Annotated in this window: 12 protein-coding genes; 6 read left to right on the forward strand and 6 right to left on the reverse strand. The window is 56.5% G+C overall.

All coding sequences use genetic code 11. The annotated features are described in order from the left end of the window. The gene (locus PHP98_08235) at positions 1-840 is read left to right on the forward strand and encodes a C1 family peptidase (protein ID MDD5483623.1); all 840 of its coding nucleotides are present in this window, start codon (positions 1-3) and stop codon (positions 838-840) included. Here the strand turns inward: PHP98_08235 and purM are convergent. Then, positions 833-1861 carry a phosphoribosylformylglycinamidine cyclo-ligase gene (gene purM, locus PHP98_08240; protein ID MDD5483624.1) on the reverse strand — a complete coding sequence of 343 codons (1029 nt, stop codon included), beginning with the start codon at positions 1859-1861 and terminating at the stop codon, positions 833-835. The genes PHP98_08235 and purM overlap by 8 nt on opposite strands. 275 nt (positions 1862-2136) lie before the next feature. On the opposite strand from purM, the gene PHP98_08245 reads away from it, so the two are divergent. After that, positions 2137-2520, forward strand: coding sequence for a desulfoferrodoxin (locus tag PHP98_08245; GenBank protein ID MDD5483625.1), 384 nt, complete (start codon positions 2137-2139; stop codon positions 2518-2520). 55 nt (positions 2521-2575) lie between these two features. Here the strand turns inward: PHP98_08245 and PHP98_08250 are convergent, their stop codons facing one another. The 4 genes from PHP98_08250 to PHP98_08265 all read right to left on the reverse strand — a co-directional run bounded on the left by PHP98_08250 (position 2576) and on the right by PHP98_08265 (position 7640). Then, positions 2576-3814 carry a cofactor-independent phosphoglycerate mutase gene (locus PHP98_08250; protein ID MDD5483626.1) on the reverse strand — a complete coding sequence of 413 codons (1239 nt, stop codon included), beginning with the start codon at positions 3812-3814 and terminating at the stop codon, positions 2576-2578. Between the two features lie 148 nt (positions 3815-3962). Further along, complete coding sequence (locus tag PHP98_08255) at positions 3963-4421, reverse strand: hypothetical protein (GenBank protein ID MDD5483627.1); 459 nt, start codon at positions 4419-4421, stop codon at positions 3963-3965. A gap of 55 nt (positions 4422-4476) precedes the next feature. Further along, positions 4477-5523, reverse strand: coding sequence for a 2Fe-2S iron-sulfur cluster binding domain-containing protein (locus PHP98_08260; protein MDD5483628.1), 1047 nt, complete (start codon positions 5521-5523; stop codon positions 4477-4479). 113 nt (positions 5524-5636) lie between these two features. Continuing rightward, entirely contained in the window at positions 5637-7640 is a 2004-nt protein-coding gene (locus PHP98_08265) for a hypothetical protein (GenBank protein ID MDD5483629.1), read from the reverse strand. 91 nt (positions 7641-7731) lie between these two features. Between PHP98_08265 and PHP98_08270 the strand changes: the two genes are divergently transcribed. Next, positions 7732-8532: a glycosyltransferase family 2 protein gene (locus PHP98_08270; GenBank protein MDD5483630.1), complete on the forward strand. Its 801-nt coding sequence runs from the start codon at positions 7732-7734 to the stop codon at positions 8530-8532. 54 nt (positions 8533-8586) lie between these two features. Next, positions 8587-9549 carry a UbiA prenyltransferase family protein gene (locus PHP98_08275; GenBank protein MDD5483631.1) on the forward strand — a complete coding sequence of 321 codons (963 nt, stop codon included), beginning with the start codon at positions 8587-8589 and terminating at the stop codon, positions 9547-9549. Between the two features lie 34 nt (positions 9550-9583). Here PHP98_08275 and PHP98_08280 read toward each other — a convergent pair whose 3' ends face one another. Beyond that, positions 9584-11602, reverse strand: a complete 2019-nt coding sequence (locus tag PHP98_08280; protein ID MDD5483632.1) for a discoidin domain-containing protein — start codon at positions 11600-11602, stop codon at positions 9584-9586. Between the two features lie 182 nt (positions 11603-11784). On the opposite strand from PHP98_08280, the gene ruvB reads away from it, so the two are divergent. Then, positions 11785-12801, forward strand: a complete 1017-nt coding sequence (gene ruvB / locus PHP98_08285; protein ID MDD5483633.1) for a Holliday junction branch migration DNA helicase RuvB — start codon at positions 11785-11787, stop codon at positions 12799-12801. Between the two features lie 533 nt (positions 12802-13334). Further along, the coding region (locus tag PHP98_08290) for a hypothetical protein (protein MDD5483634.1) at positions 13335-14122 on the forward strand (788 nt) is incomplete at its 3' end.

Consider the following 14122-nt stretch of genomic DNA (forward strand, 5'->3'; position numbering starts at 1 on the left):
ATGGAGAATGAAAAAACCGTTTATCAGTTAGGCTGGCTGCCGGATGTGCCGGACCGGCGCGATGTTCCCTTCCGCGCCGTGTTCCGGGTGCCGGCAAAACTTCCCGCCAAAGTTGATTTGCGCGGCGGATGCTCGCCGGTTGAACAACAGGGCAATCTGGGCTCCTGCACGGCCCAGGCCCTGATCGGCGCGCTGGAATTTCTGCAACTCAAGGCGAAGTCAAAAGTCGCAAGTCACCCTTCTTTGCCGAATTGGTTTCAGGACTTGAGCCGGCTCTTCGTCTATTACAACACCCGCGTTGAAATGGGCACCGTGCACGAGGACTCCGGCGCCATGCTCAGAACCGGCATCAAGGTTTTGAAAACGCTTGGAGTGTGCAAGGAGCAAAAATGGCCTTATAAAATATCGCGTTTCAAGGAAAAACCGCCGGCGGATTGCTATCAAGAGGCGGAAAAGCACCAGGTAACCGCTTATCAGCGCCTGCATAAGCTTGATGAAATGAGAGCATGCCTGTCCATGGGGCTTCCCTTTGTGTTTGGATTTGCCGTTTATGAGCATGTCATGGGGAAAGATGTCCGCCGGACGGGAAATATCCGCCTGCCGCGGCAGGGCGAAAGAATGCTCGGCGGCCATGCTGTCATGGCGGTCGGTTATGACGATGGGCGGAAAAATCTGATTTTCAGAAATTCATGGGGTGCGGAGTGGGGCAGGGGCGGTTACGGCGCTTTGCCTTATGGTTACGCCGAAAGCCGGGAACTGTCCGACGATTTCTGGTGCATCCAGGCCACGGAAAGCGATTTATACGCCATGTGGAAAAAGCGGGACGCGGCGGTCAGTTGACCAGACGGACTTTTTTCCGGCCTTTTGTAATCCAGCCGATTTTTCGCGCGGCCACCCCGGCCTTGCGCAGTATTTTCAACGTTTTTGGATATTCGGCCGGACGGATGATGACGACGAGGCCGATGCCCATGTTGAACACCCGGTACATTTCTTCGCGGCTGACATGCCCGCGCTCCTGAAGGAAACGGAAAACCGGCGGCGGGGTCCAGGCCGAAAGATCAAAAACGGCGTCAACATTCCCCGGCAAAATCCGCGGAACATTATCCGGGAACCCGCCGCCGGTGATGTGGGCCATCCCTTGAATTTTCACTTTTTTCATCAGAGCGGTAACCGGCCGCAGGTAACTGCGATGGACCGCAAGCAGATTTTCCGCCACGCTTTTGCCCGTTCCGGGCAGGACGTCGTTTGTTTTCAGTTTTTCCCGCTCAAAGATTATTTTGCGCGCCAGCGAGTAGCCGTTGGTGTGAAGTCCGGAGGAGGGCAGGCCGGCGATGATGTCGCCCGGCCTGATGTTTTTGCCCGTGATTATTTTTTTTCGTTCCACCGCCCCGACGATTGTGCCGACCAGGTCGTATTCCCCTTGCGGGTAAAGCCCCGGCATTTCCGCCGTTTCGCCGCCAAGCAGGGCGCAATGGTTTTCCCGGCAGGCGCGGCAGAGGCCGGCCGCGACCGCGTTGAAGATTTTTGCGTCAAATTTTGCCGTTGCAAAATAGTCCAGGAAAAAAAGCGGTTTTGCCCCGTGCACCAGTATATCGTTGACGCAATGATTGACCAAGTCCTGCCCGATGGTATCGTGTCGGCCGGCCATGACGGCCGCTTTCAGCTTGGTGCCGACCCCGTCCGTGCTGGCGATAAGCGCCATCTCCTTTCCGGGCGAGGCAAACATTCCGCCGAATGAGCCGATTCCGCATATTTGCCCCGGCACAACGGTTGTTTTTACCATTTTTTTGACCGCCCGCAGGGCGGTCATTTTGTTGTCAATGTCAACGCCGGCCATTGAATATGCAGATTGTTTTTGCATTTTTTCAGTTTTTCCGTGATGATTATTGTCCGTATCTGTTTTTATATTCCATCGCTTTGGCTTTCTGGCCAAAAGATCAGCGCGATAATCCCGTTATCCTGTCAGCTTTTTTACGGATGGGTTGCCGTTGTTCAACGCCGGCATTCTATTAAAAAAAGACCGGTCAGGCAAAAAAATAAATATGACATTTTTCGCGGATGCGGTATAATCGCAACAATTGTCAATCCGTCGGCCGATGCGCCGGTTGGCACAACCCTAAATACAGGAGGCAAGCAATGACCAAAAGAACGGAAATATATAAATGTGATATCTGCGGCAATATCGTGGAAGTTCTGCACGCCGGGGCCGGAGAACTGGTCTGCTGCGGCAAGCCGATGCGCCTCTGCATCGCCAACACGGTTGACGCTTCCAGGGAAAAACATGTGCCGGTGGTTGAAAAGACTGAAAACGGCGTGAAGGTAAGCGTCGGCAGCGTGCCCCATCCCATGGAGGAAAAGCATTACATTGAGTGGATTGAAATCCATGCTGATGGAAAAATATTGCGCCAGTTTCTGAAGCCCGGCGAAGTTCCCGCGGCGCAGTTCGCCGCGCCGCAATCCGCGGGGCCGCTGACCGCTTTTGAATACTGCAATATTCACGGGCTCTGGAAAGCGTTCTGATGCCTAGATTTTGCGCGCCCGTATGCGCAAAATTAAGGTGATAAAAAGCGCTCCGTCATGGTTCCTGCCGGGAAAAATATGCGGGTGCTTGCTTGCCCAGAAGTTGCCGCAGCCATTTGTAGGCCATGCCGCTGTCTCTGCCGCCGCTGATGAATTCATCAAACCGGCCGGAGACGCGCGCGCCGTCCGGCGGCGCAACCGGGCCGTCCACGACCGCCATCGGCACCGGCTCGGCCGTATGATTGCGGATGTTTACCGGGGTGCGGTGGTCGGTGCCGATTATCAGCCGGTAATTCTGGCCGCGCTCATTGAGCGCGCGCCAGACCGGGCCCACGACCATGCGGTCAAAATCCTCAATCGCCCTGATTTTCAGCCGTAAGTCGCCGTTATGAGAGCATTCGTCCGGCGCTTCCACGTGCACAAAAACAAAATCATGTTTTTCAAGTATAACCAGGGCGGCCCGGACCTTGGCGGCGTAATCGGTGTCAATGAAGCCGGTGGCCCCTTGCACGATGCCGGCCTCCAGGCCGGCCAGCCGGCCGATGCCGCGCACCAGGTCAACCGCCGTTACCACGCCCCCGGTCAAGCCGAAAAGCTTGCGGTAGGAAGGCAAGACGCAGCTCCTGCCCTGGCCCCAGAGCCAGATTTGGGTGGCAGTGTTTTGGCCGGCTTTTTTCCGCGCTTCATTCGCGGCGCGATTTCCGATTATTTTTTTTGATTCCTCCATCAGCCGCAGAACTTCCTCCGCCCGCGGTCCGCGGGGCGCGTTTTTTGCGGCCGGTTGGCCGAGGACGTCGTGGGGCGGCGTGGTTACAAGTCCGTCGTGCGGGCCGTTCTTCCAGACCAGGAGATGGCGGTAACTCTTGCCGGTGAAAAACCGTTTGCCGTCGTTGCCGAGCCGGTTTTGAATGAGTTCAATCAACGGCCGCGCCTCTTCCGTGGAAATGTGTCCCGCGGAATGGTCCGTGATCAATTCGTTTTCAACGGTGATCAGGTTGCAGCGGAAGGCCACGTCGCCTTCGGCCAGTTCAATGCCGGCGCCGGCGGCTTCAATCGGCGCGCGCCCCGTGTAATACTTTTTCGGGTCAAATCCCATGATGCACAAATTGGCCACGTCGCTTCCGGCCGGCATGCCTTGCGGCACGGTCGTTACCAGGCGCGCTTCCCCGGCGGCGGCAATGGCGCGCATGTTGGGGATGAGGGCGCTCTGCAGGGGGGTTTTGCCGGAAAGCTCCGCCTGCGGATAGTCGCCCATGCCGTCGCCGATCAGAATGACGCATTTACGGTTTTGCATTTTATTTTCGTGACCTGCCGGTTGCAAAGATAAAAAGCATAGCGCAGTCAAAAGCGCCGGTCAATCCGGAAAAAACCGGCGTTTTGCGTTGAAACGGGCGCGCGTGTTGCAAATCCGGGCATGACGCGGACGCGGGCGGGAATTTTTGTCAAACGCCCGCTTCCAGGATTTCCGCCAGCGCGTCCGGTTCCAGCCGGAACGGCGAGCCTTTCCCCTCGTAAAAACCGTGTGCGGCGATAAGATGGATGTTCAAGTCGGAAAAAATGATTTCTTTCCGGATGCGCGTGTTGCGCACCATGACGATTGTTTTCCGGTGGAGCCCCGGCTCGCCGAATGGGCAGGGGAGCAGTCCGCGCGCGATTTCACAGGAAACCTCGAAATGCGGTTTTACCGCCACGATTTCGCCCAGTCCTTCTTTTCCGGCTTCCTGGAAGAAAGCCATGCGTTCGGCCACGGCCTTGTGGGTAAAACCGTTTTTTCGCGCGGTTTCATCATCGGCGCGGATTATTTCGGCCGGCGGCCGCTTGTCCGTGCCCATGAAGCCATCCATATCGGTTATGCCCGGTTTCACGGCCAGGCGCTTGTGCCTTTCCACCTTGTTTTTCATTTTTTATCCTTTCGCCGTCCGGCGCGGCTTTAGAAGTTGCGGCTGAATTAAGACGTCAACTGAATTTATCATAAAAAATGTTTTCGGCGGGAATTTTTTTCTGCCGCAATATTTTCAGGCAGGCTTCAATCATGGCGGGGCTGCCGCAGAGATAAACTTCCCCGGCAAAATTTTCCTGCAGTTCGCGCGCCAGCGTCTCGGTCACCAGGCCAACCGCGCCTTCCCATTTTTTTCCGGCCGGCGCGTTCGCGGCGGAAGGAATAAATTTGAAATCCGGCAGGGCCGTCTCAAGTTCGCGCATCGGGCCGGCGTAAAAGACGTCGGCGGGGGAGCGCACGCCGAAAAAATAGCGGGATCGGCGGTTGATTTTCTTCTCGCGCATGTCGGCCAGGATGGATTTCATCGGCGCCATACCCGCCCCGCCCGCGATCATGACAATTTCGCGGCCGGTTGCGCGCAGGAAAAAATCGCCGTGCGGGCCGCTGAAAACCACGCGGTTGCCTTTTTTTAAATGTTCAAAAACGTAGGTTGTGCCGATGCCGCGGGGGATGCGCCGGATTACGAGCTCAAGGCTCTTGTTTTGCGAGGGCGGCGAGGCGATTGAATAGGCGCGGTAAACCGTTTTTTTGTTTCCCGCGTACGGCGGAATGCGCATTTGTATGTATTGGCCGCTTTTGAAGGAAATGGACGCCGGCCGCGAGAGCGCGAGGCGCACTTCCCGGATGTCACGGGTCAAGTCTCGCAATTCCGAAACAACCGCGGTGTAAGGCCGCGCGGAGAGAAACGCTTCCGGAATGGAAACACGCAGCTTGCGGTCTGTTTTGCCGCCGGCCTGATAAAGCATGATCTGGCAGGCCAGCCGGACGTTGTTTTGCTGTTCTTCGGCGCTGATCTGTGTCCGTTCGGCGGTGGTAAAATCCGCCGGAGCGCCTTCCGTAACCTGCACGCGGCAGAGGCCGCATATGCCCCTGCCGCCGCAGGCGGAGGGGACAAAAATGTCCGCGTCTTTCAGCGCCTGCAGGAGGGAAATGCCGGACTTGGCGGTAATTTCCCGGCTTTCGTTTATGATGATGGCGGTCTTTTGGCCGACACGCTTTTCCATAAACCGATATTGCGGCAAACCCGCGGGCCAGTCCAGCGAATTATTTTTTTGCTCAATGCCCGCCGCCTGCAGCGGGCTTGCGCCGGAAAATTGCTGAATGCCGGCTCGCCGTCTTACGGTTCGCGATAGAGCCGTATTCCGCCGATCGCGCGCTTGGACCGCTCCGTGGGGGCGTGCAGGCTGAGCCGCAGGGCGCCTGTTTTGAACGGCGGAAAATCAAGCGTGAGGGTATCTTCGGAATAAACCGGGTGGTTGTTGCAGTATTCAAAACGATTGGCGGCTTGCGGCAGGCTGCCTGTAACTGCGTCGGCCCATCCCGTTTCGGTCCGGGCCGAAATTCCGCGCAGGCCGACGAAACTCCGCGGAAAACCCGTGTGTTTGATCGCGAGGCGGTTGATTCTTTCCGGCCGGGGCAGATCAATTTGGACCCACAAATCCTGCAACGCGGTATTTGTGATTTGCCAGAAGGCGGCCGGATTGTCGTCGGCAAGCAGGGCCGCCGCGGCTTGGTTGTGGCTGGCCGTTATGCGCAGGTTCTTGCGCGGAACGGGAATGCCGGAAAAAGGATGTTGCCGCTGGAAACCGGTGTAAACCGTTATTTTGCCGCACTGTTCCTTGCGAAAGGCGACGGCCATCGCGGCGAGGTCTTTTTCAAAGAGCCGCGGGTCAAATTTTGTTTTCGGGGCCGTGATGAAAACGGCGTCGGGGGAGGCGTCAACTGTTTGCTTGTAAGGCATGGGCCAACCCGGGAAACGCTCGTTGATCGGCTGACTGCAGAGAATATCCCCGCCGGTTTCATACGTCAGGCGGTAGGCCAGCCAGTAACTGGCGTAAGCGTGTTGAATGCCGTTTTCTTTCAGGAAGGCAATCGCCGGTTTCAGGTCAAAAAGCGCGGCTTCCTTTTCGGCAAAACTTGGCTTTGTCCATTCCCGCATGAGCGCCAGCGAGGCAATCAGGTTGAAGCCGGCCAGAAACACGGCGAGCGCCCCGGTGATGACGCGCCCCGTTTGCGGAGAGCGGGCGTAGAGATAACTGAGCGTGAAAGGGAAAACCCAGGCCGCCGGCAGAAGATAGCGGTAAGTGTGCGAGAGGGAACGCGCGCTGAACAGGAAAGCAATGAGGGCAAGCCAGGCCAGTCCGGTAAGGACATCATTGGCCTCAAAAGTCATCCGCCCCGTTTCGGCAAGGCGGCGGAAAAACCGCTCCGTTCTGAGCGCGGTTGCGGCCAGCATGATTAAAACCCAGAGGACGGCAAAGAATTTGGCAAAGCCGGGGATGAGCTCCAGGGTGTTGCGGTTGTCCGGAAAAAAACAGGGGGTGATCCCCATCACGCCGGCCAGGGCGCCGTTGAGGGTTGCGCCCCAGAGCCGGCGCAGCGCTTCGCTTAACGGGATAGTTCCCGATACCGCCCCGTAAGAGCCGGGAATAAGCCATACGGCCAGAATATACGGAGCCAGTCCGAGAAGAACGCCGGCGGCAAAAGCGGGAATGACGCGTCTTTGAAGGGAAAAATTCGGCCCCAAAACGGCATAGGCGCCAAGAAGCGCCAGGAGAGGCATGGCAAGCATGTGATTGCTGAAAGCCAGTCCGGCGCACAACCCGGCGAGGAAGGCGCTCAGCGGCGGAACTGCTTGGCGCATGCGGAAAGCGAAATAAAGGGCGCAAGCGCAGAGCAGCGCAAAAGAACTGTGTTGGGGGATAAAATAGGCCGAGTTCAGCATGAAAACATAGGCGGAGGGGAAGAGCAGGAGCAGCAGGGCCGGCCAGTTGGTTTTCAGCGGCGCGATCAAAAACAAGGCGGCGATGAACACGGCCGTGGTGGCCAGGCTTAGGATAAAAGGCAGGACGCGCGCGCCGAAGGCGTTGCGGGGGAGCAGTTTAACAAGGGGGGCATGCAGATATGATTCAACCGGGAACTGGTAGGGATTCGCCATGACCAGCAGGGGGGTATGTCTGTCTTCCACAATCATCTTCGCCTGGAGGAGCGAAAGGCTTTCATCTGAAGATTCCGGGACATGGATGACGCTTATGCCGAAAAAGGCCAGGCGCAAAACCGCGGCGGCCATGACCAGCAAGGCAACGGCGACAAGGGGCGATTTTAAAAGTCGCATCTTCATATTTTGCTCGCCTTTCCGGGCGGGCCGGCGCATAATGCGCCAACGAAATGACTGTTGGAAAACTGTAACCGCGGATATCAGGAAGTCAATCATGTTCAAGGATCAGAAAGTGATCGTGGTCATGCCGGCTTACAATGCCGAAAAAACACTTCTCCGGACTTACCACGAGGTTACGGAGCAGAGCGAGGTTGATGAAATCATTCTGGTGGACGATGCCAGCCATGACCGCACCGCCGGGATGGCCAGGACCCTGCCGCGGGTCAAGGTGCACGTCCACCATGAAAACCGCGGTTACGGCGCCAACCAGAAAACCTGTTACCGCCTGGCCCTGGCGTCCGGCGCCGATATCGTGATCATGATCCATCCGGATTACCAGTACACGCCGAAGCTTATCCCGGCCATGGTGGCGCTCATCGGCAACGGTTTATATGATTGCGTGCTGGGTTCGCGCATCCTGGGCGGGTACGCTCTCAGGGGCGGCATGCCGCTTTGGAAATATTTTTCCAACCGCGCCCTGACCTTTTTTTCAAACCTGCTCATGGGCGCGAAACTTTCCGAATATCATACCGGCTACCGCGCCTTTTCCCGCCGTCTGCTGCAGAGCCTGCCCCTGGAGCGCAACTCGGACGATTTTGTGTTTGATAATCAGATCGTGGCCCAGATTATCTGGCTGGGGGTCCAAATCGCGGAAATCAGCTGCCCGACAAAATATTTCAAGGAAGCTTCTTCAATAAATTTCCGGCGCAGTGTAACCTACGGCTTTGGCTGCGTGGCCGCCGCCGTCGCCTTCCGCCTGGCGAAAATGCGGCTTTTGCGTTCGGTTCTTTTTCCGGCGGCGACGGAAGGGAAATCGCTGCGGGACGGGCAGCCGGGGGCGGACGGCCTGTTGTGACAATCTGCAAACTTGTTTTGACAATTCTTACCGCTTGCTTTAAATTGCCGTCGCATGAACATTCTGCCTTACATCCGCATCGCCCGTCCGGACCACTGGCTTAAAAACGTTTTTATTGTGCCGGGGGTTTTGCTGGCTTTTTATTTTGCGCCGGAACTGGCGGCGTGGAAAAACGCGGCCGCTATTGCCGCCGGTTTCGTTTGTGCCTGCCTGATTGCCTCCAGCAATTACGTCCTCAATGAAATTTTGGACGCCCCCTCCGACAGCTTTCATCCGTTCAAGCGTTTGCGGCCGATTCCCTCCGGCCAGGCCAGGGTCGCACCGGCCTATTGCCTCTGGCTGGCGCTGGCGGCGGCCGGCATAAGCCTGGCGTTTATGATCAATATCCCCTTTGGTTTTTCGGGTCTCTTGCTTTGGGTCATGGGGCTTGTTTATAATGTGCCGCCCGTGCGTCTCAAAGATTCGCCGTATGTGGATGTTCTCAGCGAGGCGGTTAACAACCCCATCCGGCTGGCGCTCGGCTGGTTTGCGGCGGGTTTGCTCACGCCCCCGCCGCTTTCAATGTTCCTCGCCTACTGGATGTTCGGCGCCTTCCTGATGGCGATTAAACGGCTGGCGGAATTCCGCGATCTGGGCGACCAGCGGGTGGCCTCGGTCTATCGCCGCTCCTTTGGCTGGTATACCGACGAGCGTCTGCTGGTAAGCATTATTTTTTACGCCGCTTTCTTCGGAATGACCGCCGGTATTTTTATTATCCGTTACCGCATTGAACTGGTGCTGGCGACGCCGCTGGTGGCCGCCTGCATGGCCTATTACCTGCACATCGGGTTCCGGCCGCACAGCGCCGCCCAGCATCCCGAAAATCTTTTTTCCGAAAAAAAGCTCATGGCGCTTCTCTGGATTGCTTTTCTGGTCTGCGCCGGACTTTTGTTTTACGATCTGGTCCCGCTCCGCCGTTTCTTTACGCCCCGCATCCCGCCGCCGGAGCATGGCGGAAAGGTGGAATTAAAAATATAAATCCAGCGTATGTCCTGCGGTTTTCCGCAGGGTGCTATTTTTCTTCTGGCCCGAAAACGCGCAGTTCAGCGATTGACCACCAGAAACGGCGCTGACCGGCGGTCAAAGTCAGGCGGAGATAACGCGCTTTAAGCGGCGCAAAAACGGCGGTGTAAAAATCATTGCCGACGTGCATCCATGGCTGGCCGTTTTCCCAGTAAAACCCGGCGGCCACCGGCCCCGATTCATAAACCTGTCGCCAGCCCGTTCCGTCGCGCGAGATTTCCAGGCGGTAGCCGTTGGGCGCGTCGCATTCCACTCCGGCCAGGTCAAAGCGGACTTTGCATATTTTTTCTTCCCGCCCCAGGTCTATCATAATCTGGTCGCCGTTTTTCTGCGGCGCGCCGGTTGTCCAGCTTGTGTAAAGTTTGCCGTCCGCCATCCGGTCCAGGTTTTCCGGATATTGTCCGGATGAGAATTGCCAGGGGGCGCGGTCAATCTCGCGCAGTTTTAACCGCCCGTATGGCGGCAGAAAATCATAATAAACGGTAAAATCTCCGGTCTTCTGCTGGTGGTATGTCCCGCCGATGGCGGCAAGATGTTTTTCAAAATCACCGACAAAATTAAGGGTGGGGTGGGTGATAAAAGCAATGTTCGCGGCGGCATGGACCTCATCCAGATATTGCGTTTTGCGGCCGGGGAAACGTTCGTTGAAAGGCTCGGCGCAGACGATCTGTTCGCGCGATTCAAAGGTTATGCGGTAGGAAATCCAGTAATGCGCGTAAGCGTGAAAAATCCCGTGCTCGCGCAGAAAACGGCGCAGGGCGGATGTATCCGGCAGTTCCAGCTTTTTGGCGACCGTTTCCGGGTCGCGCCAGGCGCGATAGAGCAGAATATTTCCCCAGGCCTGCGCGCCGATGATAATCGCCAGTAAGAACAAAAATACATGCCGGTTCCATTGCCTTAGGCGTTCCAGGCCGGCCGCCAGCAGAACCGGCATGGCCGACATAACCGGCAGAAGGAAGCGCGTATTATGCCAGGCCGAACGCTCGCTCCGGCAGAATAAAAATCCGACCGCCAGCGCCAGCGCCAGCAAGATGGCGGTGCCGTCGGCTCCGTTCGGCAGCCACTTCAACCAGAGCCGCATGCCGCGCCAGCGCGTGAGAAGAACGGTCAGGAGCAGGAAGCATATTATCAGGCCGAGCGCAACCGCCAGCCAAACCGGCAGGGCGGTGAAATGACAACTGTCGCCGTAAAGCATGATTTTTATTCCGGTTATGAAGTGGAGCGTTACGCCGAAAAGCGCTTTCAGCAGCTGCCAGGCGGACTGCCAGTCGCCGGTGCCGCCCATGTCGCTGAAGGTGATAAAGCCATGGGCGCAATTGAATTGCCAGAACGGAAAACTGCCGATAAAAAAAGCCGCAATGGAAATCCAGACGGCCGGCCGCAGGAAAAAGAGTTTATCGCGCAGGAAAACAAAAAGCAGCGCCACGGCAATGTAACTGATGGAAACCAGGTGCAGCCAGAAAATGCAGCCCAGCAGCAGGCCGAGCAGGAGGAAGACCGGCGTTTCGTCCCGGCTGATTGTCGGGGATTTTTTCAGCGCGATGCCGGCCAGCAGAACCAGCGCGCAGCTGCCCAGCGCGGTCAGCGGCAGATATTCCGGCGGCACGCTCAATGCCCCGGCCATGCTGAGATAAGCGGGCGGCACAACCAATATGGCCAGTGTGGTCAGGGCCGTTTCGCGGCCGTAGAGACGCCGCGCAAGCATGCCCGATGCGGCCAGGAACAAAAAAGAAAAAAAGAGGGGATAGAGGCGCGCCGCGAAAGTATTAACGCCGCAAACGGCGAAAATCAGGGCGTCAAAAAAAGCCTGGTGGCTTCCCATGTAATTTTGCCCCCAGTAAAAAACCGGGAATTCCCCCTTGAGCACGTGCATTCCCATCAGGGCCGGCCAGGCTTCGTCCGTGGAAATCGGCACGTGGCGCAGTCCGAAAATGAAAAAGCCGATTCGGAACACGGCCGCAAGGACGATGAGCGCGGATAATAAAACAAATGTTTTCCGGAATTTCATGAAGGCAAACCAAATGTTTCCGCTCTGTTTAGCGGCGGGAAAAGCGGTTTTTAAATATGCTAAATGAAGCTTGGCGGTTTGTCAATATGGCCGCAAATCCGGATTGTCACGGCGTCTTCTTTTTTAAATGACGCCGGGGCTTGAATTCCGGCCGGGAAAGTGCTAGAGATTATCAATTGATTATGAAAGAAAAACATTCAGCCGAGTTAAACCGGCGTGACGCCGAATTTGAACAAGGGCTGCGTCCCCGCAAATTCAATGATTTTGTCGGCCAGGCAAAAGTCAAGGAGCGCCTTGAGCTTGCGGTGCAAGCCGCGCTGGGCCGGAAAGACGTTCTGGACCATGTCCTTCTCTCGGGCCCGCCGGGGCTGGGCAAGACCACGCTGGCTTATATTCTGGCCGACGCCATGGGCGTCAACATCAAGGCCACTTCCGGGCCGATCGTTGACAAGCCGGCCGATTTGGCCGGGCTTCTGACGAGCGTGGAGCAGGGCGACGTCATTTTTATTGACGAAATTCACCGCATGCAGAAATCGGTTGAGGAATACCTTTATTCCGCCATGGAGGAATTTGTCATTGATATCATGATTGACCAGGGGCCGAATGCCCGCTCCGTGCGGCTCTCGCTGCCGCGTTTCACGCTCGTCGGCGCCACGACGCGCAGCGGGCTTCTCTCCTCGCCGCTGCGTTCCAGGTTCGGCCTGAATTCCCGTCTTGATTATTACCATGCCGACGATTTGAGGCTGATTCTGGAAAGGTCGGCCCGTATTCTCAATGTGGCGGTTGACAAAGACGGCGTCGCCGAAATCGCCGGCCGGGCGCGCGGCACGCCGCGCATCGCCAACAATCTGCTGCGCCGGGTGCGCGATTACGCCCAGGTGAAGGCCGACAATAAGATTGTGCGAGCGGTGGCCGACCGGGCATTGGAAATGCTGGATATTGACAAATACGGGCTGGACGACATGGACAAACGCATCCTTTCGGCCATTGTGCATAAATTCGCCGGAGGGCCGGTCGGGTTGAATTCGCTGGCCGTATCGGTGAGCGAGGAGCCGGATACGATAGAAGAAGTATATGAGCCGTACCTTATCCAGGAGGGGTATTTGAAACGCACCCCCCAGGGCCGCCAGGCAACGGAACTATGCTATCAGCGCCTTGGCCTGGCCGTGCCGGCCGATCAACAGGGGCGGCTGCTGTAAAGGAATAATGTGGTAAACATTGAATGCCCGGAATCTGAAAAGAAAGGCCGCGGGCCGCTCAATGCGGAAGTTTGAAAGTTGCCGGTTCTTCAAGCGCCGGCCGGCTCGGCCGGTTTAGCGGCGCTTTGCGCGGGCGCCGCGGACGGAGTAGTTTTGGGCGCGGCCGGTTTGACCCCGGTCTTTTCCGTCTTTTTCTTGCGTGCAATCCATTTTTTCCGGCGTTGGCGTTTATATCTTATATGTAGTTGTTGTCCCATGGACGCTCTTTATGCCATTTATTTTTCAAAAGTCAAATACAGAATTACATAATTTTCCGCGCCGCCGTATGCCGTCCGCGTATCGCTAAAACCGCCGGATTCACCGGCGTAAGTTCCTTTACATTCCGAGAAAAGTATACCCCGCGGCCGCCGGATATTTGAGATTGCCCCGGCGGGTCAGGATGCGGATTCCGGCCCGCCATTTATGTCTTGAACAAAAACAGCCCTTGTCGTATTTTGTGTTTATTCAAAACGGTTGAATTTATTGCGGCAAATATGAATGTTATCTATGCCAGATATAACCGCCACCGCCGGCCGCCTTTTCAAATTGAGACTTCAATCGGGGAATTAAACGGCGCTAAAACCGTCGTGAAAAAGGCGCTCACCCCCGCGGCCGCCGCCCATATCCGGGCCGTCCGTTCCGGCTATGAACTGGTTAAAGGTCGCCTGAATGCCGGCGGTCTGGAGCTTCCCCGGCTGATCGGTTTTGATGATTCGTCAATCGTTTTTCAGTATATTTCCGGAGTGAGTTTTGACCAGGCCCTTTTCAACTCCTTCCGCGCCGGAGACCGGGCCGGTTTTTTGAGAATTATAGATGATTATTGCGCGCTCCTTAAAAAATCTTTCCGGGTTGCGGCGCGGCCGGATATAAACGCGCAAATCAGCGCGGTTTTCGGCATCAACGCCGCTGATTATCCTGATAACGGGAAAGAATGGCTGCCCCTGGCGGTAATTGACGCGGTTTTTGAAAACATAATAATTTCCGGGAATTCGCGTTTCCTGATTGACAACGAATGGGTCTTTGAGGGCGGCGTGCCGCTGGCGTTCATCATTTACAGGAGTTTGTTTTATTTTCACTGTGTCAAGTATTCCGAAATCGGCATTGAAAAATGGATTCCCTTTGAAGAATTGCTCGGTCATTGCCGGATTCTTCCCGAAGAAGCCGGCCGTTACCGCGCGATGGAGGAACACTTCCAGGCGCATGTCTACGGAAGCGAGCGCTGTTACCGCTATAAGGAAAGTTATAAAAAGGAAGAAGTCTCTCTGGCGCAGATGGAACAAAC

The organism is Kiritimatiellia bacterium (assembly GCA_028715905.1).
Lineage (GTDB): Bacteria > Verrucomicrobiota > Kiritimatiellia > JAAZAB01 > JAAZAB01 > JAQUQV01.